The organism is Kitasatospora sp. NPDC086801 (assembly GCF_044745805.1).
GTDB lineage: Bacteria > Actinomycetota > Actinomycetes > Streptomycetales > Streptomycetaceae > Kitasatospora.
Genome location: NZ_JBIVAX010000001.1, coordinates 299,502 through 325,098 on the forward strand (window position 1 = coordinate 299,502; position 25,597 = coordinate 325,098).

The 25,597-nt window shown below is 74.3% G+C and carries 20 protein-coding genes and 1 tRNA gene; 10 read left to right on the forward strand and 11 right to left on the reverse strand.

From position 1 onward, the window contains the following. Window positions 1–5 precede the first annotated feature (5 nt). Window positions 6–884, forward strand: a complete 879-nt coding sequence (locus tag ACIPLC_RS01430; protein ID WP_400469641.1) for a hypothetical protein — start codon at window positions 6–8, stop codon at window positions 882–884. A 154-nt stretch (window positions 885–1,038) separates the two neighbouring features. On the opposite strand, the gene disA is transcribed toward ACIPLC_RS01430, so the two are convergent. Then, complete coding sequence (gene disA / locus ACIPLC_RS01435; protein WP_350878493.1) at window positions 1,039–2,097, reverse strand: DNA integrity scanning diadenylate cyclase DisA; 1,059 nt, start codon at window positions 2,095–2,097, stop codon at window positions 1,039–1,041. 201 nt (window positions 2,098–2,298) lie between these two features. After that, on the reverse strand, window positions 2,299–3,798 hold the full coding sequence (gene radA, locus ACIPLC_RS01440; RefSeq protein WP_400469643.1) for a DNA repair protein RadA: 1,500 nt from the start codon (window positions 3,796–3,798) through the stop codon (window positions 2,299–2,301). Between the two features lie 150 nt (window positions 3,799–3,948). Here radA and ACIPLC_RS01445 point away from each other — a divergent pair, with 150 nt between their 5' ends. Next, window positions 3,949–5,829 (forward strand): hypothetical protein, encoded by a 1,881-nt coding sequence (locus ACIPLC_RS01445; RefSeq protein ID WP_400469646.1) that lies wholly within the window; start codon window positions 3,949–3,951, stop codon window positions 5,827–5,829. Between the two features lie 76 nt (window positions 5,830–5,905). Here the strand turns inward: ACIPLC_RS01445 and ACIPLC_RS01450 are convergent, their stop codons facing one another. From ACIPLC_RS01450 to ACIPLC_RS01465, 4 genes are all read right to left on the reverse strand, one after another. Next, a complete protein-coding gene (locus ACIPLC_RS01450) occupies window positions 5,906–7,240 on the reverse strand; it encodes a DUF1254 domain-containing protein (RefSeq protein WP_400469649.1) in 1,335 nt (444 codons plus the stop codon). Between the two features lie 44 nt (window positions 7,241–7,284). Next, the gene (locus ACIPLC_RS01455; protein ID WP_400469652.1) at window positions 7,285–8,649 is read right to left on the reverse strand and encodes a DUF1254 domain-containing protein; all 1,365 of its coding nucleotides are present in this window, start codon (window positions 8,647–8,649) and stop codon (window positions 7,285–7,287) included. A gap of 216 nt (window positions 8,650–8,865) precedes the next feature. After that, entirely contained in the window at window positions 8,866–9,915 is a 1,050-nt protein-coding gene (locus ACIPLC_RS01460; RefSeq protein ID WP_400469654.1) for a family 2 encapsulin nanocompartment cargo protein polyprenyl transferase, read from the reverse strand. A 284-nt stretch (window positions 9,916–10,199) separates the two neighbouring features. Next, window positions 10,200–11,621, reverse strand: coding sequence for a family 2B encapsulin nanocompartment shell protein (locus tag ACIPLC_RS01465; protein WP_400469657.1), 1,422 nt, complete (start codon window positions 11,619–11,621; stop codon window positions 10,200–10,202). 390 nt (window positions 11,622–12,011) lie between these two features. Here ACIPLC_RS01465 and ACIPLC_RS01470 point away from each other — a divergent pair, with 390 nt between their 5' ends. Then, a complete protein-coding gene (locus tag ACIPLC_RS01470) occupies window positions 12,012–13,100 on the forward strand; it encodes an ATP-grasp domain-containing protein (RefSeq protein ID WP_400469659.1) in 1,089 nt (362 codons plus the stop codon). Between the two features lie 104 nt (window positions 13,101–13,204). Here ACIPLC_RS01470 and ACIPLC_RS01475 read toward each other — a convergent pair whose 3' ends face one another. The 3 genes from ACIPLC_RS01475 to ACIPLC_RS01485 form a co-directional block, all read right to left on the reverse strand. Then, window positions 13,205–13,750, reverse strand: a complete 546-nt coding sequence (locus ACIPLC_RS01475; protein WP_400469662.1) for a methylated-DNA--[protein]-cysteine S-methyltransferase — start codon at window positions 13,748–13,750, stop codon at window positions 13,205–13,207. Between the two features lie 137 nt (window positions 13,751–13,887). Beyond that, window positions 13,888–14,121: a hypothetical protein gene (locus tag ACIPLC_RS01480; protein WP_400469664.1), complete on the reverse strand. Its 234-nt coding sequence runs from the start codon at window positions 14,119–14,121 to the stop codon at window positions 13,888–13,890. 262 nt (window positions 14,122–14,383) lie between these two features. Further along, window positions 14,384–15,694 carry an MFS transporter gene (locus tag ACIPLC_RS01485; RefSeq protein WP_400469666.1) on the reverse strand — a complete coding sequence of 437 codons (1,311 nt, stop codon included), beginning with the start codon at window positions 15,692–15,694 and terminating at the stop codon, window positions 14,384–14,386. Between the two features lie 203 nt (window positions 15,695–15,897). Here ACIPLC_RS01485 and ACIPLC_RS01490 point away from each other — a divergent pair, with 203 nt between their 5' ends. From ACIPLC_RS01490 to ACIPLC_RS01500, 3 genes are read left to right on the forward strand one after another with little or no spacing between them, the layout of a single operon-like run. Further along, window positions 15,898–16,770 carry a hypothetical protein gene (locus ACIPLC_RS01490; protein ID WP_400469669.1) on the forward strand — a complete coding sequence of 291 codons (873 nt, stop codon included), beginning with the start codon at window positions 15,898–15,900 and terminating at the stop codon, window positions 16,768–16,770. Beyond that, window positions 16,767–19,862 (forward strand): trypsin-like peptidase domain-containing protein, encoded by a 3,096-nt coding sequence (locus ACIPLC_RS01495; protein WP_400469671.1) that lies wholly within the window; start codon window positions 16,767–16,769, stop codon window positions 19,860–19,862. Before ACIPLC_RS01490 ends, ACIPLC_RS01495 begins: the two co-directional genes overlap by 4 nt. Window positions 19,863–19,906: 44 nt before the next feature. Beyond that, complete coding sequence (locus ACIPLC_RS01500; protein WP_400469674.1) at window positions 19,907–20,500, forward strand: NUDIX hydrolase; 594 nt, start codon at window positions 19,907–19,909, stop codon at window positions 20,498–20,500. Here ACIPLC_RS01500 and ACIPLC_RS01505 read toward each other — a convergent pair. Next, window positions 20,490–21,713 carry a hypothetical protein gene (locus ACIPLC_RS01505; protein WP_400469677.1) on the reverse strand — a complete coding sequence of 408 codons (1,224 nt, stop codon included), beginning with the start codon at window positions 21,711–21,713 and terminating at the stop codon, window positions 20,490–20,492. The genes ACIPLC_RS01500 and ACIPLC_RS01505 overlap by 11 nt on opposite strands. A gap of 123 nt (window positions 21,714–21,836) precedes the next feature. On the opposite strand from ACIPLC_RS01505, the gene ACIPLC_RS01510 reads away from it, so the two are divergent. Further along, window positions 21,837–22,259 carry a CU044_2847 family protein gene (locus tag ACIPLC_RS01510; RefSeq protein WP_400469680.1) on the forward strand — a complete coding sequence of 141 codons (423 nt, stop codon included), beginning with the start codon at window positions 21,837–21,839 and terminating at the stop codon, window positions 22,257–22,259. 117 nt (window positions 22,260–22,376) lie between these two features. On the opposite strand, the gene ACIPLC_RS01515 is transcribed toward ACIPLC_RS01510, so the two are convergent. Further along, window positions 22,377–22,450, reverse strand: a tRNA-Thr gene (locus tag ACIPLC_RS01515). 285 nt (window positions 22,451–22,735) lie between these two features. On the opposite strand from ACIPLC_RS01515, the gene ACIPLC_RS01520 reads away from it, so the two are divergent. The 3 genes from ACIPLC_RS01520 (at window position 22,736) to ACIPLC_RS01530 (ending at window position 25,456) form a co-directional block, all read left to right on the forward strand. Further along, a complete protein-coding gene (locus tag ACIPLC_RS01520) occupies window positions 22,736–23,827 on the forward strand; it encodes an ABC transporter ATP-binding protein (protein ID WP_400469683.1) in 1,092 nt (363 codons plus the stop codon). Window positions 23,828–24,033: 206 nt separating this feature from the next. Further along, window positions 24,034–24,483 (forward strand): hypothetical protein, encoded by a 450-nt coding sequence (locus tag ACIPLC_RS01525; protein ID WP_400469686.1) that lies wholly within the window; start codon window positions 24,034–24,036, stop codon window positions 24,481–24,483. A 181-nt stretch (window positions 24,484–24,664) separates the two neighbouring features. After that, window positions 24,665–25,456 carry an NDP-sugar synthase gene (locus tag ACIPLC_RS01530; protein WP_400469689.1) on the forward strand — a complete coding sequence of 264 codons (792 nt, stop codon included), beginning with the start codon at window positions 24,665–24,667 and terminating at the stop codon, window positions 25,454–25,456. Window positions 25,457–25,597: the final 141 nt, after the last annotated feature.

The window sequence follows — 25,597 nt, forward strand, 5'->3', positions numbered from 1 at the left end:
TGGGCGTGCCCTCTCTGCGTCAACCCGTGGGACCGCTGCCGGCCTCGATCTACTGGCGTCGGCGCGTCGTCGTGCTCGTCGCCGTCGCGGCGGTCGTCGCCCTGATCGCCTGGCTGATGATTGATCAGGACGGGGGTGGTGACGGCGGCTCACAGAGCAAGGCCGCACAAGCCGTTCCGTCCCAGAGCCAGACCCCGGCCCAGGCCATCACACCCGGTGCGTCCCCGAGCGGCCCCGCGGCGCGCCCCGGCGGCGGCAGCGGCGGCAGCGGCGGCAACCCGAGCGGCGGCCCGGTGGCCGGCTCCGGCGGCGGCGAGGTCAGCCTCAGCACCGGCGGCACCGGCGGCGGCGCCAACCCGGCCCCCGCCACCGGCGGTGGCACGGGCGGCGGTGCGGCGGCGGGCGGTGGTTCCGGCGGCTCGGGCGGCTCGGGCGGTGGCGCCCCGGTGGTGAACACGCCCGAGGTGATGGCGCTCCCGGTCTGCGTCTCCTCCCAGGTCACCCTGGAGCTGGCCAGCGCGCAGAACTCGTACCAGCCCAAGGACAAGCCGCGGCTCTCGCTCACCGTGAAGAACGCCTCCGGCGCCAACTGCCGGGTGGACCTCGGCCGGGCGGCCTCCGCGATCACCGTGACCGCCAGCAACGGCGACCGGGTCTGGTCCTCCGGCGACTGCCCGTCCGACCGCGGCAGCAGCTGGGTGCAGATCCCGGCCAACAACGGCCTGGTCGAGACCTTCACCTGGGACCGCAGCCGTAGCAAGCCGCAGTGCGCCACCGCCGACCCGGCGCCCCCCGCGGCGGGCACCTACCTGGTGGTCGCCGACCTCACCGGGCTCTCTGGCGGACAGGTCTCGGCGCGCTCCTCGATCCGCCTGGACAGCTGAACCCCCCTCAACTCGACTCGAAGCCCCCGGCCGGCGCGGCCGGGGGCTTCGGTGCCTCCCGGGCCCGGAGGCGGGTCAGGATGCGCGACGGCCCCCGGGGAGCGTTCCCCGGGGGCCGTGCGCGGTGGTGCGTCAGGTCGGACGTGGCGCTCGGTCAGACGTAGCGCTCCAGGATGGACGATTCGGCGAGCCGGGACAGGCCCTCGCGGACCGAGCGGGCCCGGGTCTCGCCGACGCCCTCGACCGTCTGCAGGTCGTCGATGCTGGCGGCGAGCAGCTTCTGCAGGCCGCCGAAGTGCTCGACCAGGCGCTCTATCACCGTGTTGGGCAGGCGCGGGATCTTCGCCAGCAGCCGGTAGCCGCGCGGCGAGACCGCGGAGTCCAGCGACTCCGGGGAGCCCGAGTAGCCGAGCGCCTTGGCGACCGTCTGAAGGTCCAGCAGCTCGGCGTGGGTGAGCGCCTCCAGGTCGGCCAGCACCTCGTTGACCGTCCGGCCCTTCTTGGCGGCCCGCTCCGGGAAGTAGTCCCGGGCGACCAGTTCGCGCTCCGGCTCCACGCCCGCGATCAGCTCGTCCAGCTGGAGCGAGAGCAGCCGGCCGTCGATGCCGAGCTCCAGCACGTAGCCGGCGATCTCGGTGGCGATCAGCCGGACCATCTCCAGCCGCTGGGCGACGGCGGTGACGTCCCGGACCGTCACCAAGTCCTCGATCTCCAGCGCGGACAGCGTGCCGGCCACTTCGTCCAGGCGCAGCTTGTAGCGCTCCAGGGTGGCCAGCGCCTGGTTCGCGCGGGACAGGACGGTGGTGGAGTCCTCCAGCACCCGGCGGATGCCGTTGACGTACATCGCGATCAGCCGCATCGAGTGCGAGACCGCGACCACCGGGAAGCCGGTCTGCCGGTTGACCCGCTCCGCGGTGCGGTGGCGGGTGCCGGTCTCGTCGGTGGGGATGGTGGAGTCCGGCATCAGGTGCACGCCGGCCCGGACGATCTTGGTGATGTCCTTGTCCAGCACCACCGCGCCGTCCAGCTTGCACAGCTCGCGCAGCCGGGTCGCGGTGAACTCGACGTCCAGGACGAAGCCGCCGGTGCAGATCGACTCGACCGTCTTGTCGAAACCGAGCACGATCAGGCCGCCGGTGTTGGCCCGGAGCACCCGCTCCAGGCCGTCGCGCAGCCCCGTGCCGGGTGCGATGGCACTGAGGGAGGCCCGCAGCAGGGCCTCCTCACGGGAGGCCTTGTCCGCCCCCCGGTCGCTGGCTGCCACGTGACTCCTCCGGTCGACCCCGTGCCGCGCGCCTCGCGCCGTGCGCCGGTCCGCGGTCTGTTGCTCTGTCGCTCAGTACCGCTCGGTACTGCCTTCTGGCCAATGAGACTGGGGAAAGTCTAACTGCGTGCGGCATCGACAGGGCTTGGGTCAGCGCAGTTCGTCGGAGTCGAGCGGCTCCCAGCCCTCCATCAGCTCCTCCGGGTGCGCGACGACCCGGGCCGCGCGCGGGGCCGGCGGCGCCGACGGTGCCTCAGCACGCGGCTTGGCGGCGGCCCTGCGGCGGCCCGGGATGGCCCGCAGCGCCTCGCCGATGTCGGCCACCTCGACCACCTTCATGCCCGGCGGCACCTTGCCCGGATCCGGCGGGACGAGGGCGTGCGTGAAGCCCAGCCGGTGCGCCTCGGCGAGCCGCCGCTGCACCCCCGTCACCCGCCGTACCTCGCCCGCCAGGCCGACCTCGCCGATCGCCACCAGGTTGCTGGGCAGCGGGGTGTCCGAGGAGGAGCTGGCCACCGCGAGCGCGATCGCGAGGTCGGCGGACGGCTCGCTCAGCTTCACCCCGCCCACCGTCGCGGTGTAGATGTCCTGCTTGCCGAGCTTCACCCCGCCGTGCCGCTCGACCACGGCCAGGATCATCGCGATCCGGGGCGACTCCAGGCCCGAGGTGGTGCGCCGCGGGGACGGGATCTGCGAATCCACCATCAGCGCCTGCACCTCCGCCACCAGCGGGCGCTTGCCCTCCAGCGTGACGGTGAGGCAGGTGCCGGGGACGGGCTTGTCACGCCTGGTCAGGAAGAGGCCGGACGGGTCGGCCAGGCCGACGATGCCCTCGTCGTGCAGCTCGAAGCAGCCCACCTCGTCGGTGGCGCCGTAGCGGTTCTTGATGCCGCGGATGAGCCGCAGCCGGGCGTGGCGGTCCCCCTCGAAGCTGAGCACCACGTCCACCAGGTGCTCCAGCAGGCGCGGGCCGGCGATCTGGCCGTCCTTGGTGACGTGGCCGACCAGCAGGGTCGCCATGCCGCGCTCCTTGGACACCCGGATCAGCGCGCCCGCCACCTCGCGGACCTGGGCCGGGCCGCCGGGGGCGCCGTCCAGCTCGGCGGAGGCGATGGTCTGCACCGAGTCCAGGATCAGCAGACCGGGTTTGACCGCGTCGATGTGCCCGAGCACGGCGCCGAGGTCGGACTCGGCGGCGAGGTAGAGGTGCTCGGAGAGGGCGTTGATCCGGTCGGCGCGCAGCCGGACCTGACCGGCCGACTCCTCGCCGGTGACGTAGAGCGTGCGGTGCTGCTCGGTGGCGGCCTTGGCCGCGACGTCCAGCAGCAGGGTGGACTTGCCGACGCCGGGCTCGCCGGCCAGCAGGACCACCGCACCGGGGACCAGCCCGCCCCCGAGCACCCTGTCCAGCTCCGGCACGCCCGTCGAGCGGGCCGTCGCGACCTGGCCGTCCACCTGGCCGATCGGGCGGGCCGGCGAGCTGACCGGGCCCGCGGCGGTCGTCCGGATCGGCACCGCGCCGTACTCCTCGACCGTGCCCCAGGCGTTGCACTCCGGGCAGCGGCCGACCCACTTGGGCAACTGGTTGCCGCACTCGGTGCAGCGGTACGCCGGGCGCGGCTTGGCGGTGGTCTTGGTACGGGCAGCCATGCGGCCCACCGTAGCGCCTGGGTCCGACAACGCCCTGCCACGCCGACGCCGGACCCGGGTCCACACAGATGGACGATGTTGTTACCCGAAAGAAGTACATACGCGGCGAATGGCCGGGGTGCGCCGCCCGGCGTCTCTACCGTCGGACGGGTGACAACGCGTACTGAAGGGCCGCCGGCCGCCGTGCTCGCGGCGTACGACCGGCAGGTGGACGGCCTGTTCACCTACTGTCTCTCGGTGCTGTGCGAGCACGACGCGGCCGCCGGCGCCCTGCGCGAGGCCCGCGAGCTGGCGCGGCGGCACGGCGCCCGGCTGACCGAACCCGGGCTGGTCCGGGCCTGGCTGTTCTCGCTGGCCCGGTACTGCTGCCTGCGGCGGCTCGCGGACGGCGCCGGACGGGAGGCCTCGGCGGAGCCGACCGAGGCCGAGGCGGCCCGGCGGCGGCGCGAGCTGGCCTCGCTCGCCTGGCCGGAGGCGGCCGGCACCGACCCGGAGCAGCGCGAGGCGCTGGAGCTGTCCGTCCGGCACCGGCTGACCCCGCACGAGGTGGCGGCGGTGCTGGGCCTGCCGTTCGAGCGGACCCGCGAGCTGCTCGCCGCGGCCGAGGCGGAGGTGACCCGGACCAGGGCGGCGCTGCTGGTGCTCGGGGCGGGCAGCTGCCCGGAGCTGGACCGGCTCGGCGGGGCCGGGGCGGAGTCCTGGCGGGACTGGGTGCTCGGCCCGGCGCTGCGCCGGGAGCTGGTGCAGCACGTGGTGGACTGCCCGACCTGCCGGGGGACGGCGGAGCGGGTGGCCGGCGAGGCGGTGGAGGGCGCGGCGGGGCTGTCCGGGCAGCCGCTGCTGGCGGCGCCCGCCCCCGCTGCGGCGCCCTCGGACCAGGGAGCGGCGCACCCGCCGTCGACGGCCGGCCACCTGCCCTCGGCGGCCGGCGCGGTGCGGCGGGCGGTGCCGGCGGCCGAGCCCGGGCTGCGGTTCGACCAGAGCGGCTTCCCCCGGCACCGGGCGCCGGACGCGGGCCGGGCGCTGGCGGTGCGCCGACGGGTGGTGACCACCGGGGTGCTCGCGGCCGTCCTGGCGGCGCCGGTGGTCGCGCTGTGGGCGGGGCACCGGGGCGGCGGGCCGGGGACGACGGCCGCGGTGTCCACGGTGCGGGTGGAGGAGGCCGGGCGGACGGGCGGGCAGCAGCCGTCGAAGCCGTGGCCGGCGGCGGGCGCCCCGGCGGGCACGGGGATGCCGGGGGCGCCGGGGATGCCGGGGATGCCGGGGATGCCGGGGATGGAGCTGGCGGGTGCGGGGGCGGCGAGTGCCGAGGTGATCGGTGCAGAAACGTTGCCCCCCGGTTTTCCGCGGCTGACCCTCCAGGGCCCTTTGGTCCCGGTACCGGCCCGGGGGGCGACCCCGATCGGCAGCCCGACCCTGGTCGCCGCCCTCGCGGTCGGGCAAGCCCCCGCGGCCGGGGGCGGCCCGGGCGGCACCGAACCGGCCCCGGCCGGGCTGCTCACCGTCGAGGCCGCCGAGTACGGCAGCCGGACCATCCTCACCCTCACCGACTCCGGCACCACCGAGATCCATTGGCACGCCGTGACGGACGCCGGCTGGCTGCGGCTCAGCCGCGACTCCGGCACCCTCGCACCGGGCCAGCGGATCACCGTGACCGTCACCGTGGACGAGGACCTCGCGCCCACCGCGAACTGGACCGCCCGGATCGCGCTGCCGCCCTCCCAGGCGGTGGTCACCCTGGAGGGCGGACCGCACGACCGGGGCGGCTCGGCCTCCTCCCCCGCCGCCCCCGGGATGTCGCCGACGGCCACGGCGAGCCCGTCGCCGAGCGGCTCCCCGCAGCCGTCGGGGACGGCCACGGCGGCTCCGTCCCCGTCGGGGTCGCCGTCGTCCGGCGCGCCCTCGGCGTCGCCGTCCTCCTCGGCGTCGTCCTCGTCCTCGGCGTCGGCGACCGCGCACCCGTCCACGCCGCCGCCCTCGGGCACCCCCACGGCCGCCCCGACGGGCACCGCGTCCCCGGCTCCGCACTGAGCGCCCGGTGGTCGGCGTGCGCACTCGGCATGCACACTCAGCGTGCGCACTCGGCGACGGGGGCCGGCTCCGGCGGTCAGCTCCGCTCGATCGGCGGCACCCGGTAACTGCCGTCCAGCACGGCCGCCTTCGGCTGGTAGAGCCGGATGATCGGCCGGAACTCGCCGACCGGGGTGGGCAGCCAGTTGGCCGCCTCCACCGCGTCCTCGGGCTGCTCGTGCTGGAGCGTCAGGGTGAGCGAGCCGTCCTCGCCGTACACCAGGCCAGGGGTGCGGTCGCCGATCGAGTGGCGCTCGATCGGGTTGTCCACCAGGTAGTAGTCCGGCAGCGCGTACATCGTGACGGACCAGAACGCCTCGGCGGGCGGCGGCTGGTCGAACCGCAGCGCGTAGCGGTGCGCGCCGCTGAGCGGGCGGCCGCCGGAGTCGTCGTAGGTCATCGCGTACGAGGCCTCGTAGGCGTGGTTGCCCCAGAGGCCGGCCCGGGCGGCGGCGGCCCGGCTGAGGTAGCCGGCGCGGCGGTCGGGGATGCGCCACTCGGGGTCGTCGAGGGTGCCGGGGCCCAGGTGGTCGATGTTGTAGTCGAACAGGTGGAGCGCCGAGCGCCACTCGCCGGGCGGGTGGTCCTCGGGCGGGCGGCTGGCGTCCTCGACCCGTTCGCGGCCGGCGGCCAGGCCCTTGGCCAGCGCGAGGGTCCAGTCCGCGGCGGCCGCGCGGTACGGCGAGGTGCCCTCGTCGAGCAGGCCGAGCGGGGCGAAGCGCTGCTGGTACTCGACGTCCGGGCCGGCCGGTGGGAAGGCCTGCATCCAGACCCGCAGCCGCTCGAAGAAGGCCAGCCGCTCGGGCACCTCCGGATCGGGCTCGGGCAGCCCGGCGACGAGCCCGCCAGGCTCCAACGGCTCCAGGGTGAGGGCCGTCTGGAGGGCCTTGACCCGGGGGAGGTCGTCCGGGCCGGTGCAGGCGAAGCGGCCGACGACGGTCGCCACCGTGGTCGGCGCCTCGATCACCCGGGCCGGGTCGGGCGGGGTGCCGTGCCAGCCGGGCGGGACGATCAGCCAGGTCTGCTCGCCGGTGCCGGTGGCGCGGCTGCCGACGTAGGCGACGTTGTCCGTCCACGCGCCGACGACCTGCAGCACGTAGTAGGCGCCCGCGGTGTCCGGGACGTGCAGCACCTGCGGGCCCTCGGAGAGGTCGAGCTGGGCGATCGAGTAGAGGGTGTCGTTGTTGACCGAGACGAAGTGGTCCTTGGGCCCGGCCAGCCGGGTGGCGTGGCTGAAGTGGTTGAACGACGCCGCCGGCAGGGTGCCCAGGCCGCCCCTGGAGAAGCGCTCGACCATGGTGAGGTCGGCGACGAGCGGGTAGCCGTAGACGTAGGCGTCGGCGGCCAGGGCCTCCAGCTCGGGGTGGTTCATCGGGGTGTCCTTCGTCCGGTCGTCGCGGGTTTCGGTGGTGCGGGTCAGCTCGGGTCGAGCGGCGGGAGGCGCCAGCGGCCGTCGAGGACGGACCGGTCCGGGCCGTAGAGCCGGACGACCACCGTGAACGGGCCGTCCGGGGCGGGCAGCCAGTTGGCGGAGTGCTGGGCGTCGGCGGGCCGCTTGTGCCGGAGGTGGAGGGTGAGCCCGCCGTCCGGGTCGCGGACCAGGCCGGGGGTGCGGTCGCCGATCGCGTAGCGGTCCAGGGTGTTGTCGACCAGCAGGCGGTCAGGGAGCGCGTACATGGTGGCGGACCAGAAGTACCGGGCCGGCGGCAGGTCGTCCGGGTCGAAGCGGACGGCGTAGTCGCGGTCGCTCGCGTTCGGCGGCCGGTTGCCCGCGCTGTCCGCCGCCCAACCGCCGTACCAGGCCTCCTCGGTGGGCAGCCCGTAGAGACCGAGCCTGGCGCCGAGGGCCTGGCCGAGGAAGTTCGCGCCGATCCGCTCGCGGGTGCCGAAGAGCCCGGCCGGGGTGGTGAGTCCGGGTTCGGCGGCGGCGCGTTCCAACCGTGCGCGGCCGTCGGCGATGCCGCGCTCGATCTCGGCCCTGACCCCGATCGGCAGCGTGGCGGGCTCGAACTCGCCGCGCCCGTCGATGCCGAGGTCGGTGAGGCGGCCACGCAGGTCGACCTCGTCGGGCGGCAGCTCGACGGGCCCGTGGAGCGGGAAGAAGCCGAGCAGGAAGTCGAGGAAGCTGAAGAACTCGACGGTGCCCAGCACCTCCTCGCGCCAGACCGGCCAGACCGGCTCCGGCGCGGGGGCGGGCGCCGGGGTGCCGGCGTACTCGTGCAGCGGGCGCAGCCGGTACTGCTGCTGGACGGCCTTCAGTTCGGCGACGTCCGCGGGGGTGTCGCCGGTGAGGTGGGTGCGGCCGAGGATGCCGACCAGGCGGGTGGCGGTGCGGATCACGCCCCGGACGCCGGGCGGGGGCTCGCCCTGCCAGTCGGGGCCGGCCACCAGGTAGTCGCCGGCCTCCTGGCCGGTGCTCCGGGCGCCGACGAAACCGGCGTACACGGTGTCGAGTTCGTGCAGCGGGAGGACGTAGTAGCGGTCCGCGGCCGGAACGGACACCACCCACGGCTCGGCGCGCAGGTCGAGCCAGGCCCGGGAGTGCGGGGTGTCGTTGTCGGGGGTGGCGTTGCCGGGGGCGGCGGCGTCGGTGTCGGCCGGGGTGAACGGCTGCGAACGGTGGCGGAAGACGCCGAAGCCGCCGACGTACCCCGGGTCCGCGTCGTCCAGCGCCTGCGCGTACAGGGTGCGGTAGTTCTGCAGGATCGGGTACCCGCGGACCCAGGCCTCGGCGGCGGTCGCGCGGATCGTGGCCGGGTCCACGAGTGCCGGGTTGGCCATGCTCGTCGCTCTCCCCAGTACACGGAAGGCCGGCGGCGCGGGCGCACACCGGAATTCTGACATACGAGTACATAGGGGATGCTATGCGGGGTGGGACGGGTCAGCATGTCGGGTGGTCCGGCGCTCCCCGAGCACCCGTCGGCCCGGCTGGCCCCCCGGGCCCGGGCCCGGAGTGGGAAGTCGGACCGGCCGACTTCCCACTCCCGACGAGCCCGGTCAGTGAGTACGACGGGTGACCAGTTCGGCCAGCGCCAGCAGTTCGTCGGCCGCCGACGGCTCCGGGACGGCCGTGGCCAGCTGCGCCATCGCCGCCGCCATCCGCTCGCAGGACTCGCCCTGCGCCCAGCCGCGCCCGCCGGCGCCCTCGACGGCCGCCGCGCACTGCGCCAACTCCTCGGGGCTGAGCTGGCGTTCGAGCGCGTACAGCCCGGCGAGCCGGTCCCCCTCGGGGGTGCCGGAGCCCAGCGCCGCGACCACCGGCAGCGACTTCTTCCGGGCGACCAGGTCCGCGCCCACCGGCTTGCCGGTCACCGCCGGATCGCCCCAGATGCCGATCAGGTCGTCGATCAGCTGGAACGCCAGGCCGATCTCCCGGCCAAAGCCGTCCATCGCCCGCACGGCCTCCTCCGACCCGCCCCCGTACAGGGCGCCCATCGCGCAGGCGGCGCCGAGCAGGGCGCCGGTCTTGGCCTCCGCCATCGCCAGGCACTCGGTGAGCGAGACGTCGCTGCGCTGCTCGAAGGCGCAGTCGATCTGCTGGCCCTCGCACAGCTCGACCACGCAGTCGGTGAGCCGACGGACCGAACTCCGGGCGGCCGGGTGGGCGTCCTCGGCGAGCAGGCGCAGCGCCAACGAGTGCACGGCGTCCCCGGCCAGGATGGCTTCGGTGGTGCCGAACACCCGCCAGGCCGTGGGCCGGTGGCGGCGTGTCTCGTCCCGGTCGATGACGTCGTCGTGGAGCAGCGTGAAGTTGTGCACCAGCTCGACGGCGGCGGCCGCGGCGGCGGCCTCGGCGGGCGTGCCGCCGAGCGCCTGGGCGGCGGCGAGGACCATGGCGGGCCGGATCGCCTTGCCGGAGGGGGCGTCGGCGGGCGAGCCGTCCGCCTCCCACCAGCCGAAGTGGTAGCCGGCGACCTTGCGCATCGCGCCCGGCAGCGAGTCGACGGCGGCCCGCAGGACCGGGTCGACCAGGCTGCGGGCCCGGGCGAGGACGTCCGCCGCCTCGTGCCCCTCTTTGTGGTCCCGCTCCAGCATGGAGCTCGTCATGGGTTTCTCCCCCTGTCGGCCTGCGGTGAGGCGGCCTGGTGTGAGGTGCCGGTCGTGGGATGGCGGGCCCGATCGGTGGCCGGCCCGGCCAGGGTCGACCTCGTCGGCGGCCGGCCCGGGTTCCGGACGTGCCGCGGCGCGCCGCCCGGCCGGGGTGTGGGGGCCCCGGCCGGGCGGCGCGGATTCCGACCGGCTCCGGTCGGTCGGTGCCGGGTCCTGCGCCCGGGGCGTGCCCGGATATCGCGTGCCCGGCGGGAATTGTCAGACAGGACCTGGGGCGCGCCCTAGCGGTGCGCGACGTCCACGTTCTCTAGGACGCCGACCGCGTCCGGTACCAGAATCGCGGCGGAGTAGTAGGCGCTGACCAGGTAGGAAATGACGGCCTTGTCGTCGATTCCCATGAACCGCACCGAAAGGCTCGGCTGGTACTCGTCCGGAATTCCGGTCTGGTGCAGGCCGACGACGCCCTGGTTGTCCTCGCCGACGCGCATCGCGATGATCGAGCTGGTGTGCCCGCCGATGATCGGGATCTTGTTGCACGGGAAGACCGGCACCCCGCGCCAGGCCGTGACGTGCTTGCCCTCGACCTCGACCGTGCCCGGGACGAGGCCGCGCTTGTTGCACTCGCGGCCGAAGGCGGCGATGGCCTTGGGGTGGGCGAGGAACATCTTGGTGCCGCGGCGGCGGCTGAGCAGCTCGTCCATGTCGTCCGGGGTGGGCGGGCCGGAGTGGGTCTGGATCCGCTGGTCGTACGCGGCGTTCTCCAGCAGGCCGAACTCGGGGTTGTTGACGAGCTCGTGCTCCTGGCGCTCGCGCAGCGCCTCGATGGTCAGCCGGAGCTGGTGCTCGGTCTGGTTCATCGGCTGGTTGTAGAGGTCGGCGACGCGGGAGTGCACCTTGAGGATGGTCTGCGCGACGCTCAGCTCGTACTCGCGGGGCTTGAGCTCGTAGTCCACGAAGGCGCCGGGCAGCTCGTACTCGCCCTGGTGGCCGGCCGAGAGGTCGATCGCGGCCTCGCCGTGCTTGTTCTGCGCCTGCTGGAAGCCGTTCAGGTACTCGATGACCTGGAGCTGCAGGGCCTCGGAGCGGTCGTGGAGCTCCTGGAAGGCGGGCCAGGAGAGCGCCATCACGGTGCCGGAGGTGGCGGCCCGGACGGTGTACGGCCAGGCGCCGTCCTCCTGCTGGAGGGCCTCGTCGCCGAGGTGGTCGCCGTCGGCGAGGGTGCCGACCACCGTCTCCTCGCCGTACTTGCCGGTGCCGAGCCGTTCGAGCTTGCCGTGCGCGATGAGGAAGACCTCGTCGATCGCCGTCCCGGCGGAGACCAGTACGTCACCGGCGGCGAACTCCCGCTGGACGAAGCGCCCGGCCAGCTCCGTCAGGACGGCCTCGTCCTGGAAGCCGCGCAGCACCGGCACCTCGGCCAGCGTCGGCGGGACGATCCGCACCTCGGATCCGGTCTTGACGAAGCTCACCCGACCGCGGCCGACCGAGTAGCGCAGGCGGCGGTTGACCCGGTAGGTACCGCCGGACACCTGCACCCAGGGCAGCGTCCTGAGCAGCCAGCGCGGGCTGATGCCCTGCATCTGCGGCGCGGACTTGGTGGTCGTGGCGAGGTTCCGGGCACCCGCCGTGCTCAGACTCTGCTGCTGCCGGATCTCCGGTTCCGCGCTGGGCGCGGGAACACCGGCATTGGTTTCGGTCGACATAAGGGGAGCCCTTCGCATGCCCGATGAAGTGTCGCCTTGCGCATTCATGTTGCAGCTTCATGGTGAGCCCATTCGGACGCATGCCGCAATCACTCATTCGAGTGGTTCGGGATAACCGAACAAATAGTACGACTGGATCACTCGGTCGATATCTGTTCGACTGATTATTCGAACTCCCCGGGAATGCTGCCTCCCATCCTCCCCCATCGACACCCCCTCCGTCGCCGTCCCTTGACGCCCGCCTGACGCCCGCGCACCCGGCGCCCCTCCCGTCCGGGCCCGAGGAACCGGCCGCTAAGGTGCCACCTCACAGGGCCGCCAGGCCAGTTGACGAGCACGGCCGACCCCCGCGCCCTGACCCATCGTCACCTCATGCCCTGGGAGGCAGTCTTGACAGCCCCCGTCCGTGTCTGGCTCAACCGCACCTACGCCGAGAACCTCTTCTTCATCGAACAACTCCGCACCGCCCCTCGCCCGGTGGTGGTCCACGCGACCCACGCCGACCCCGACTCCCCGGTGCTCGCAGCCGCCGACCACGGCACCCTGGAACCCGCCGACCTGCCCGCCGACGCCTACGTCGGCTACGCGCTCGACTACTGCGCCCGGCACTCCATAACCGTCTTCCTACCGCAGCTCCACCAGCTCGCCATCGCCCTCGCCCGACCGGAGTTCGAGGCGATCGGCACCACCCTGCTCTGTCCCCCCGCCACCGCGATCGCCACCTACACCAGCAAGGCCGACGGCTACCGTGCGATCGCCGCCGCCGGGCTGCCCACCCCGCCCTGGTGGCGGGTGCGCACCGCCGACGAACTGCTCGACGCCGTCGACCGGATCGAGGCCGCCGGGCACACCGCCTGCCTCAAACCCACCACCGGCGCGGGCGGCGCGGGCTTCCGGGTGCTCACCCGGGAGCCGTACGGGCCGCGGCGGCTGAACGGCTGGGACCACCGGGTCCAGGTCGAGCAGGTGGCCGCCGCCCTGTCCGCCGGACCGGGCGCGGGGGGCGAGCGGGCCGAGGGGGACGAGCCCGTCGATCTGCTGGTGATGCCCTACCTGGACGGGCCGGAGGTCTCGGTGGACTGCCTCGCCGACCGGGACGGCCACCCGCTCACCGTGGTCGGCCGCACCAAGGAGGGCCGCCGCCGCGGCTTCACCACCGACGCGCGGTACCTGGAGCCGGTCCGGCGGCTGGTCGGGGCGAGCGCGATGGCGTACCTGTCCAACATCCAGTTCCGCGGACTGGCCGGGCGACCGGTGGTGATCGACGTCAACACCCGCCCCGCCGCCGGACTCCACCAACTGCGGCTGTGCGGCCTCAACCTGCCCTGGGACGCCGTCCGGCTGGCGCTCGGCGAACGGCCGGAACCCACCGGGGTGGATCCGGACGTGCGCGGCGTCGAGTACACGCTGGTCTCCGGCATCCAACCGGTGCGGCCGCGCCGGGCGCCGGCCCCGGTCTCCCTCGTCCGGCAGCGGTAGCCCGGACGCGACGGCGGGCGGCTCGTGCGGGGCTCACAGGTGGCTCGTGCGCGGCTCGTGCGCGGCTCGTACGGCAGCGGCGGCGGTGGGGCGCAGCGCGGGCGCTACAGCGGGCCGTTCCAGTCGAGCGTCGGCTCCAGCACGCCCTCCAGGGTGAGCAGCCAGCGCTTCACGTCGATCCCCACCCGGCCGCCGCCGAAGCCGCCGATCCCGTCCGCCGCCACCACCCGGTGGCAGGGCACCAGCAGGGCGACGGGGTTGGCGGCCATCATCTGGCCGACCGTCCGCGCCGCCAGACCGGGCTCGACCACGTCCTCGAACACCCCGCTGAGGGCCGCCAGTTCGCCGTAGGTGATGGTCCGGCCGTACGGCACCTCCTGCCAGAGCGTGCGCAGCACGGTGCGGTGCGGGCCGGAGCTCAGGCTCCAGTCGATCGGCAGGCCCAACTCACGGCTTCGGCCCGCCAGATAGGCGCCGATCCGGTCCCGGACGGCGGCGGTCCTGGACGCGTCGGTGCACGGCGGCAGTTCGCCGCCCCGTCCGCCGTACCCGGCCGCCGCCACGCCCAGCGGCGTCACGGCGATGTGCATCGGGCCGCTGGGCAGCGGCGTCTCCACGGTCAGCCAGGACATCGACCAGGACTGCGACACGCTCGGGCCCCCACCCTCCGCCGGACCGGCCGCCGGCCACCCCGGCGCCCGCGGGGCGTGCGCGACCCGCCCGCCCCGCGCGCCATCGTACGGCGGGCGGGGCGGCGCGCCGTCGGCCGCGTCGGGCACCGGGGCCGTCAGCGCCGCCCCTTCAGCTCGGCCGCGAGCGCCCGGGACCAGTGCGACAGCTCGGCGCGGTCCGGCGCCCGACCCTCGCACAGCAGGGTGAGCTGCGCGTCGTTGATCCGGTTCGGCCCCGGGATCTCCAGCAGGTACGCCAGCTCCGCCAGTACGGTGGCGAGCCGCTCGGCGTCCGTGCGGTCCAGGGTGACCGCGGACTCGTGGTGGCTGATGGTGAGCGAACCGGGCATGGCCAAACCTCCTCCGTACCGCCCCCGCACCCTCCACGGTACGACCGGTCCGGCCGCGGCGCCCGCCGCGGGCGGCGGGGTGCGGCGGCCGGACCGGGCCGCGCTCCGGGGCCGGCCGGGTACGGTGCGCGGTGGGCCGCACCGGGGGCCGGGGGTGCGCCCCGGAGTCGTCGGGGGGCGGGTGGTCGGCGGGTCCGGGCCAGGGTCCGAATCCGGGCCAGGGCAGGACAGGTCAGGCCAGGTCAGGACGGGTCAGGCCAGGTCAGGGCGCGGCTTTCCGGTCACCGCGCTGCTCGTCCTCGCCGCTTCGGCCCCCTTCCCAGCGGCGGTTCCGGACCGCCGGCACCGCCAACACCACCGTACCGGCCACGAGTTGCCAGACCGCACCGAGCAGCAGCACCTTCTCCACACCGATCCCGTCCGCCGCCGGTCCGGCCGCCGCCAGCCCGAGCGGCCCCAGGACGAACGCACCGAGCGCCCCGAAGGAGTTGACCCGGCCGAGCACCTCCGGCGGCACCCAGCTCTGCATCGTGGTGCTGTACAGCGTCCCGCTGACCGCCGAGCCGACGCCCGCCACCAGCGCGCCGGCCACCACCCACGGCAGCGGCGCGCCGGCCGCGAGCGCGCCGGAGGGCAGCGCCCAGGCCAGCGTGGCCACGGTGGCCACCGCGAGCGGCCGCTCGGGCCGGCGTCCGAGCATCAACAGCCCGCCCAGCACCGCGCCGACGCCGTACACGCCCATCACCAGGCCCCAGGCGCGGGCGCCGCCGAGGCTCCGCTGCGCGGTGAGCGGGCCGAGCACCAGGAACGGCGCCCAGACCAGCAGGTTGAACAGGCCCATCTGGACGGTGGTGATCCAGAACCACGGCCGGGAGGCGAACTCCGACCAGCCGGCCCGCAGTTCGGCGAGCATCGACTCCTCGCCGCCGGCCGCGTTCGCCGCCCGGTCGGGCAGCCGGAGCCTGGCCAGGGCGAACGCGCCGACGCCGTACGTCACCGCGTCGACCAGCAGGACCGCCGCCGGGCCCTGCGTCGCCGTCACCAGGCCGGCCGTCGCGGGCCCGGCCACCGTGGCCGCCGAACGGGCCAGCCCCAGCAGGGTGTTCGCGTCGGCCAGGAGCTCCTTCCGGCGCACCAGGTCGGGCACGATCGCCCCGAGGGCCGGCAGGAACAGCCCTTCGCCGATCCCCCACACCGCCACCAGCGCGACCATCGCCCAGACCGGCGCACGCCCGGCCGCCAGCAGCGCGGCGAACACCGCCTGGACCAGCCCGCGCAGGACGTCCGAGCCCAGCATCACCCGGCGGCTGCCGAACCGGTCCGCGATCACCCCGCCGGCCAGCAGCACCAGCACCACCGGCAGGATCCGGGCCGCCATCACCCACCCCAGATCGGTTCCGCTGCCGCCGCCGTCGAGCACCGCGAAGGCCACCGCCACCGGCGCCATCGAGGAGCCGAGGAGCGAGGTCGTGTAGCCGACGAAGAACCATGCGAAATCGCGCTCGCCCAGCACGACGAGCCGGTCCCCCAGCCGCCGACGGCGGGCCGGGATCCGTTCCGTATCCACTGCCATGGACGGCAGTCTGCCTCCGGACGGGAACGGCGTTCAAGGGTTTCCGGGGAGAAAGTTGAGTCTTTCGGCATCAATGTCTCGCACCTCGGCCGCTGCCGCAGTAAACGGCCTCGAAAACAGCTCTTCACCTGCGATTTACTGCACTTCACGGGTACCCTCAAGGAGTCCGATCCGAGCTGATTTACTGCGGAAGAGGCCCTGACGTGGCAGAGCTCCCCCCGGTCGAGTACGCCGTCGCCGTCGAGCGCTACCTGGCCGCCTCCGGACTCGCCGAAGGCTCCCGGCGGATCTACCGGATCGCCCTCAACACCTGGGCCTGGGCCCTCGCCGACCGCCCCGCCCCCACCGGCCCCGAACGGCGGCGCGCCCGGCCTCCCGTCCTCCCGCTCGCCCTGCTCGACCACCCGGACGCCGCCCGCCGCCTGCGCACCGCCGCCGACCGCCGCCGCGCCGACACCGACCCGCGCACGCTCAACCGCGAACTCTCCACCCTGCGCGCCGCCGTGGCCTGGTGGCGGGCCCGGCACTGGCTCGACGGCGATCCGACCACCGACCTGCACCCCGGCCCACGGCCCGCACCGACCGCCGCCCCGCTGACCCCCGACGACCTGCGCGCCCTCTTCGCCCTCCGCGCACCGCTCCGCGAACAGGCGCTCTGGCACCTGCTCCACGAGTCCGGCGCCACCATCGACACCGTCCTCGCCCTCGACACCGACGACCTCGACCTGCCCCGGCGCCGCGCCCGCCACCGGCCCGGACGCACCCCCGTCCACTGGCAGGGCGGCACCGCCCGGCTGCTCCCCCTCCTCGTCGCCGGCCGCACCACCGGCCCGCTCTTCCTCACCGACCGCCGAGCCCCCGCCGGCACCCCCGCCCGCGACCGCTGCCCCCACACCGGCCGCGCCCGCCTCTCCTACCGCCGCGCCGCCGAACTCCTCACCGCCCACACCACCCCCTTGACCCCCGGCGCCCACGGCTGGACCCTGCGTCAACTACGTTCAGCCGCACTCCCGTTACCGGATTCCGGCGACGGGGCGCGACACCCTGGCACCCCCGATCGAAGGGACCCCGCGTGATCCCCGACCACGAGACCCGGCGGCGCCGGGAGGCCGTCAGCCGACTCGCCATGGAACAGGCGGTGCTGATCGAGACATCGGAAAGCTCCGGCACCGGCTTCCTGGTCTCCCCCGACACCGTGCTGACCTGCGCCCACGTCGTCCAGTCCGACCCGAACCCGGCGGTGACGGTGCACGGACGCACGCTCCGGGCCGAGGTGGTGGCCCGGGAGCCCCGGCAGGACCCGGCCGGCGGCATCTACGCGTACCCGGACCTCGCGGTGCTCCGGCTCCCCGAGCCACTGGACACCGCGGGCGTCTGGCTGGCCGACCAGGTGCCGCCGGGCGGCTCGGACGTGATCGTCCACGGATTCAGCGACGCGACCCTGGACATCGGCACGAACCGGGACACCCTGTACCTCTCCGTCGTCGGCCGGTCCGGCGAATCGGGCCACTTCGTCCGGCTCAAGAGCGACCAGGTCGTCCAGGGGTTCAGCGGCAGCCTCGTGCTCGACCCCGCCACCGGACGGGTGTGCGGGGTGCTCAAGACCTCCCGCGACGAGACGGCCGTCCTCGGCGGCTGGATGGTCCCCGTCGACGCCGTCCGGGCCCGCTTCCCCGAACTGGCCCGGCGCAACGGGCTGGGCCACCGCCCCGGCACGGCCTGGTACGACCTGGCGATGGACCGGGCCGGGCGTCAGGCCCGGCTCTTCGGGGCGTACGGGCACCACCGCCCCCGCCAGACGCCCCGGCCGACCCCCGCCCAGCTGCTGACACAGGGCGCGATGCCCTTCGTGGACCGCCCGGAACTCGCCGAACTGCGGGCCTGGTGCGCCGACGAGACCCCGCTGCTGCTGCGCCTGCTCCACGCGCCCGGCGGCTCCGGCAAGACCAGGCTCGCCGCCGAGCTGTGCCGGCTGATGAACGAGGACGGCTGGCTCGCGGGATTCGTGCAGCGCAGCAGCCTCGCGGGGCCGGGATGGCTGGACGAGCTGACCGCCGCCCTCGACGACGGCCTGGCGGTCCTCGTCGTCTTCGACTACGCCCAGGCCCGGCTGGACGACATCCGCACCCTGGTGGACCACGTCTCGCGGTTCGGACCCGAGCAGCCCCGGCTGCGCCTGCTGCTGCTCGCCCGCACGGCCGAGCCGTTCTGGCGGGCGCTGCAGAGCGGTGTCGACGACTGGGCGCTGGCCGACGCCAGCGTCGTGGAGCTCCCCAGGACGATCCCCTCCGCCGCCTCCGCCGGGGCCGCCTCGCCCGCCGCGCTGGTCGTCTCGGCGTTCGAGGTCTTCGCCCAGCGACTCGGCCACCACGGCCTGCCCGTACCGAGGAGCCTCCAGTCGCGCGCCGGACGGGAGGACTCGCTGCTCGGCGTGCTGGCACTCGCCCTGGACGCCGTCCTCACCCTCGCCCGGGGAAGCAACTGGTCCGGGCGCGGCGATCCGCTGGAGCGGCTCTGCGACCACGAGGTCCGGGTCTGGTACGCGCAGCTCACGGCGTGGCTGCCCGCGGAGCCGGCCCTGGCCGGCGAGGCCGGCCGGCTCCTGGCGGAAGGGCTCCTCCTGGTCCCGGTCCTCGCCCCCGGGCGGCGCTCGGACCGGCTGATCGCCCTGCTGGAACGGGTCCGGGCCGAGGCGTTCCCCCAGCAGCCGCCCCTCAACATGAACGTCGTCAACGCCCTCCTGCGCATGCTCTACCCGGCCGAGGGGGACCTGGTCGCCCCCGTCGGGCCGAGCCGGATCGGCGAGATCCTGGTCCGCCGGGTGCTCAGCACGCCGGAGAGCTCGGGACGCTCCGAGGAGTACCTCGTCGCCCTGCTGGACCCGCCGCACCCCGCCTCGCCGCAGGAGCGGATCGCGGCGGCCACCGAGACCGTGGAGATCCTCGCCCGCGCCCGCGGCTGCACCGGGGTGGGGCGGGTCGTGGACCACCCCGCGCACCCGGCCCTGGACGCCGCACTGGCGCGGAGCATCGCCGAGCGGCCCGACGCGCTCCTGCCGGCCCTGACCGTCAACGGCGCCGTGCTGCCGCACGCCGAACCGCTGGCGGCCCTCATGCTGCCCGCCGTGCAGGCGTGCGAGCCGGCCGTCCTCGCCGCCGTCGAGAGCCGGCTGCCCGGCTACCCCTCCAGCATGTCGCCGGTGGCGGCGCTGGTCCTGAAGCGCCTGCTGGACCAGCCGGACCCCGAGTTCGGCGAGGAGGACCAGCTGCGCAGGCTGCGCCGCCTCATCAGCTACAGCCTCCGGCTCGACGAGACCGCCCCGGACGGACTCACTCCGGACGGATTCGGGCCGGCCCCGGACGGACCCACCCCGGACGGACTCGGACCGGCCCCGGACGGCATCCGGAGCGGCGACTCGGCGCTGACCGCCGCCCAGCAGGCCGTCGGCCTCAGCCGGGACCTCGTCCGGCAGACCGGACGCCACCTCCCCGAGTACGCGAGGGCGCTCCACAACGTGAGCCTCCTGCTGCACCGCGCCCGCCGCACCGAACCGGCGCTCGAACACGCCAGGTCGGCCGTCGCCCGCTACGAGGAACTGCTCGCCGGGGCGGACGCGGACGACACCCTGCGCCAGACGTACCTCCTGGACACCGCGACGGCGCTGAGCACCCTGGCCCTGGTGCGGCTGGAGGACGGCCAGGTGAGCGCGGCCCTCGACGCGGCCGCGCACGGCGTCGAGCTGTGCGAGGAGGCCGAACCGGGAGCCCGGCAGGACGACACCCTGCTGACCTGCCTCCAACTCCTCACCCGGTGCGGGCAACTGGCCGGCCGCCACCACGAGGCGGTGGAGGCGGGCTCCCGGGCGCTCGCGCTGCTGCGCGAGCTGGCCGACCAGCAGCCCGGCCGCTACCTGGCCAGGCTCCCGGAGGGGTTGCACCGGCAGGCGATCGGCCTCATCCGGGCCGGACGGGACGACGATGCGTACCGCGCGCTGCGGGAGGCCGCACAGCTGCGGGCCGCCCTTCCGCCCGGCGACCGGCAACGGCTCGCCGCGCAACGGTCCTCACTGCGGATGCTGGTCCAACTCTCCGCGGAGGTGACCGAGTTCGCCGAGGAGCGCGAGCACTGGGTGGAGCAGCTGGCGGCCATGGGCAATCATGGCGGTTGAGGCCGCCGCCGACCTGCGGCCCGACGACGGCAGGTAGGAGCATGATGCCCACGGACTCTCAGGACCTCGCCTCGCCCGCCCCGATCCGACGCCGCCAGGCCGTCGAGGTCTTCGGGAACCGCTTCGGGCGGCTCTACAACGACGAGGTGGTCGCCCCGGGCGGCACGGCCGGCACCTACCTCCGGTGGCAGTGGTCGCAGACCGGCGTCGTCGTGGTGGCGACCGGCCCCGACGGCATCGCGCTGGTGCCCTCCTACCGCTACCCGGTGGGCGCCGCCTCGCTGGAGTTCCCGCGCGGCGGCTGCGAGCCCGGCGAACGCCCGGAGGAGGCCGCCGCGCGCGAGCTCAGGGAGGAGACCGGCCTCACCGCCTCCGCCGTGGAGACCCTCGGCCTGATCCACGCGGACACCGGCCTGATCGAGAACGGGATCCACGTCTGCCGCGCCACCGTGCTCCCCGGAGGCACCGTCACCGCCCGGCCGGAGGCCATGGAGTCGGTGACCGAGCCGGTCTGGGTCTCCCCCGACCTGATGACGCGCTGGCTGCGGCAGGGCCGGATCACCTGCGGGGTCACCCTGGCCGCCTTCGCCCTCCTGCAGGCCCACCACGACCCCCAGGCGGGCACCGTCAGAGGGTGACCACCCGCTCGAAGGGGTCGAGCTCGCGCAACGGCCGCGGCTGCGCCCGGTGCCGCGGGTCGGGGTCGGCCTCGCCCGGGCCGTTCACCACGTGGAGCGACAGGTTGCGAACGCCGCCGGTCTCCGGGGAGACCACCTCCAGGCCGGCCCCCAGCCGACCGGCGACCGGGTCCTCGTCCAGCCCGAAGCGCATCAGCCGGACCTCACCCTGCAGGTGCTCCCACGCCAGGCCCCCGACACGGCGGAAGGTGCGCTCGAACGCCCGCAGCATCCACGAGCTGAACTCGTCGACCGCCGAACGCAGCACCTCCGGGTCCGGCCGGATCCCCCGGCGGAGCCGGCCCAACTCCGCCACCAGGGCCACGCGGGAGGGCTGCTCGATCGCCTCGAACACCACCTCCACCGGGAGTTGGGACAGCAGCAGGTTGTCGAGCATCACCGCCGGGAACCCCGCGTACTCGACGAGTCGCCGGCTCCGGAAGACCGGAATGGTGCCCTCGCCGTCGCGCGGGCCGGCCATGCCGACGCCCAGGGCCTGCGGCAGCGCCCGCCGGTAGGACTCGCCGGCCCAGTCGTCCACCGACTGGAGCACGAGGACGAGTTCGGCGCTGCCGCCGGGGCGCGCGCTCCGGTAGGCGGCCAGCCAGTCCCGGAGCAGCTTGTAGAGCAGCGGGTCCTGCTCGGCGACCCAGGCGCGCGCGGCTTCGAGGGCCTCCCGTGCGCTGCCGGTGAAGTCCCGCTCCGCGGCCTCGATCCGCGTCAGGACACCGGACTTGAACGCGGCGGCGACGGCCGACCCGTCGTACGGCACCGTGTGCGCGGACGACACCTCGGTCAGCCGCTCCACGTAGGGGATGTCGGGTGCGTTCTCGACACCCTCGGCCCGGTGACCGTCGCTGATCCGGTGCAGGGTCCCGCCCGCCCGCAGCGCGACCCGCAGCCGACCGGCCTCCAGGAGCGCGGCGAAGTCCGAGAGCGCCGCCGTCCCCGGGGACCAGCGGACCTTCCTCGCCTCCTCGGCGGAGACGAGCGCCCGGAAGTACCTGTTGTTGAGGCCCTGCGAGTCACCGATCAGCAGGGTGTCGGCGAAGAGGACGTGCAACAGGACCCTCGACCGCAGATCCGAGGCCCGGTCGATCGGCGCCGCCGCGTGCGGCTCGACATCGGAGAGGTAGATGCGTTCGGTACCCGCCGCCCGCCGTCCCATATCCATGGCCTGTCACCCTCCGGCGCCCGATACAGTTCCCCTCGTGAAGAAGAAGAATAGGTCCACGGCCCCGGGTCGGGCACCGGTTGCCGGAAATTCAACCCCGGTGATTGCACCCTTGGAGGAGAAATGTCGGAGCTTGTCCAAGTAGTGACGCCCGAGGGGACATTCTGGGCCCGCATCGAGGAGCAGCGCGGCCCCAGGGACGTCGCGCTGCGCCGCCCCAGCTACCAGCTGGACGACCTTGCGGGCACGCTCCAGACCGTGGTCGGCAACGTGCGGTCCGGCCTGCGGGCGGCCGCCCCCGACGAATTCACGCTCGAATTCGGAATCGAGCTCTCCGTCAAAACGGGAGTCCTCGTGAGCGCGGTGACGGGAGTCGACGGAAAGGCCAGCCTGAAGGTGACGGCGACCTGGCGGAAAAACGGGGAGCCCGCCGTTTCCGGTTCGCCGAACGAATCGGAAGAGTCCGACGACTCGAACGAAACCGGCGAATCCCCTGAATCCGGCGAACCCGCCGCATCCGCCGAATCCACGCCCGCCGCCGACTGATCAACCGTCACGCCCCGCCCGGCCCGGGTAGCACCCCACCAACGACGAAGGGCCAGCTCCTCCGGATCACTCCGGTGAGCCGGCCCTTCGGGCGCCGGTCGCATCGCTTCCTACGCGAGCCCCCTGTCGGGTTCGAACCGACGACCCCCGCTTTACAAGAGCGGTGCTCTGGCCAGCTGAGCTAAGGAGGCACGGTGACCGTCCGCGAGGGATCACGGCGGCACCGGGGGCAGTCTACCGGGCCCGGGTGGCGGGGTGGGGGCATATCCGGGGGTTGGCGGGGGCGGGGTGGGCGTGATGGAACCGATGCCGAAATCGGGCGGGCTGGGGGCTGACAAGCGGCGGAGGCGCAGGTAGCGTCGCCGGGAGTCGGTTCGCGAGGTGGTTCAGACCACTGGGCGGACCGATGGAGACGAACGAACGCCCCTTTACTCGGATCGTCCGGCACGTTCCTGCCGGTGAAGGAGAGAACGACCATGGCTTCTGTCACGTACGACCAGGCGACCCGCGTCTACCCCGGGGCGGACAAGCCCTCGGTGGACGCGCTGGACCTGGAGATCGCGGACGGCGAGTTCCTCGTGCTGGTCGGCCCGTCGGGCTGCGGCAAGTCGACCAGCCTGCGCATGCTGGCCGGTCTGGAGGACGTCAACAGCGGTTCCATCCGGATCGGTGACCGGGACGTCACGCACCTGCCGCCGAAGGACCGGGACATCGCCATGGTGTTCCAGAACTACGCGCTGTACCCGCACATGACCGTCGCCGAGAACATGGGCTTCGCGCTCAAGATCGCCGGCGTGAACAAGGCGGAGATCCGCACCAAGGTCGAGGAGGCCGCGAAGATCCTCGACCTGACGGAGTACCTGGACCGCAAGCCGAAGGCGCTGTCGGGTGGTCAGCGGCAGCGCGTCGCGATGGGCCGCGCGATCGTGCGTCAGCCGCAGGTCTTCCTGATGGACGAGCCGCTGTCGAACCTGGACGCGAAGCTGCGCGTCTCGACCCGTACCCAGATCGCCGGCCTCCAGCGCCGCCTGGGCATCACGACGGTGTACGTCACCCACGACCAGACCGAGGCGCTCACCATGGGCGACCGGGTCGCGGTGCTCAAGGGCGGCGTGCTGCAGCAGGTCGACACCCCGCGCAACATGTACGACAAGCCCTCCAACCTGTTCGTGGCCGGCTTCATCGGCTCGCCGGCGATGAACCTGGTCGAGGTGCCGCTGGTGGACGGCGGCGTGAAGTTCGGCGGCTCGGTGGTCAACGTCTCGCGCGACGACCTGGCCGGCGCCGGCACCGACAAGTCGGTGACCGTCGGCATCCGCCCGGAGCACTTCGAGATCGTCCCGGCGGGCGGCATCGAGGGTGTCGCGGTGACGGTGAACGTCGTCGAGGAGCTCGGCTCGGACGGCTTCGTGTACGGCACCACCAAGATCGGCGGCGAGGACAAGGAGCTGGTCGTCCGCGTGCACGGCCGGCAGATCCCGGCCCGCGGCGAGACGATCCACGTCGTGCCGATCGCCAACGAGACCCACGTGTTCTCGGCCAGCTCGGGCGCCCGCCTGAGCAACTGAGCACGGCACGCCCTGCCGGTCGGCCAGCAGGCCGGTCGGCCGGCAGGGCGAGCCACCACGCGGAGCCCGTCGGACCACTCCTGGTCCGGCGGGCTCCGTCCGTACACCCCCGCGTCAACACGGCGTGGGGACGAACCCGGACACGGCGTCACTCGATGGTGTCACGGAGGGCAATCCGGCCCGTACCCACCGCTACTCTCCTGAGGGTGAAGCAGCTTGTGCGCCGTATCGGCCAGACCGTCGCCCTGACCCTGCCGGTCGTCCTGGTGACCACCGGCACCCTCGCCGTGACCCGGGTGCCATGGGCCCCGCCGACCGGCCTCGACCAGCAGGTCGTGGCCGCGTCCAGTGGTGACGGCGTCGGGATCGGGCGTTCCGCCACCGCGACCGCGGGCAAGTCCGCGGACGGGCTCGCCCCGCAGGAGTCGCTGCGGGTGGCGCTGCTGGACGAGCTGCGGGCGAAGAACCCGTCCGCCGCGCTGGACCTGCTGGAGCGCTCGATGCGCGAGCAGCCGTCGCTGACGCCGTACTGCACCTCGCTCGCCGGCGAGCTGGGCAAGGCGGCGGTGCGCAAGTACCAGGGCGACGTGCAGCGGGCCCGGTCGTTCGCCCGCCCGGTCTGCGACGGGTCGTTCGTGGCGGGCACCGCCGGCTGACCCCGTCGGCGGCCTGGGGCCGACGCCGCCCAGCGGCCCAGCCGCCCAGCCGCCCAACGGCCCAGCCGCCCAGCCGCCCAACGGCCCAGCCGCCCAACGGCCCAACGGCCCAGCGGCCCAGCGGCCGACGGCTCCGGCCGCCTCAGGCTCCCGGGCCCGGTGGGCGCCCTATTGTTCAGGCATGACCGCTGACTCCGGCCCCACCACCGACCCCGCGTCCCCGCCGACCCACCCGTCCCGGCCGACCACGACGCCCGTCACCCAGGCCGTGATCCTGGCCGGCGGCCAGGGCTCACGGCTGCGGCCGTACACGGACGACCGCCCGAAGCCGTTGGTCGAGATCCCCGGGACGGGCACGCCGATCCTCGGCCACCAGCTGGCCTGGCTGGCCTCCGAGGGCGTCACCGACGTGGTGGTCTCCTGCGGGCACCTCGCCACCGTGCTGGAGGAGTGGCTCGACAAGGCGGATCTGCCGCTGCGGGTCCGCACGGTGGTCGAGGAGGAGCCGCTCGGGCGCGGCGGCGGCCTCAAGTACGCGGCCAAGGCGCTGCCCCGCCCGGACGAGCCCTGGTACGCCACCAACGGCGACATCTGGACCCGCTTCAGCCTGCGCGACATGGCCGCCTTCCACCACGAGCGGGACGCCGTCGCGACGCTCGCACTGGCCCGGCCGCGGATCCCGTGGGGGGCGGTGGAGACCGACCAGTTCGGCAACGTGCTGGACTTCATCGAGGCGCCGCCCTCGCCGTTCCTGATCAACGCCGGGCTGTACGTGTTCAGCCCGGAGTTCGCCGAGCTGCTGCCGGACGTGGGCGACCACGAGCGCACCACGTTCCCGCAGCTGGCGCGCAGCAAGCGGCTGGCGGGCTACCAGCTGCCGCAGGGTGTGTACTGGCGCGCCATCGACACCGCGAAGGACCTCACCGAGGCGGCCAAGGAGCTCGCCTCCGGGGCCGGCCGCGCGCCGCAGTAACCCCGCACCCCCCGCACCCCTCTGCACCCCCGCGCCTGCCCCGGTATCCCCGCGCCTGCCCCGGTATCCCCGCGCCTCCCCCGGTATCCCCGGCGCACGACGATCGGCCGGGTGCTCCGTCCAGGAGCACCCGGCCGATCA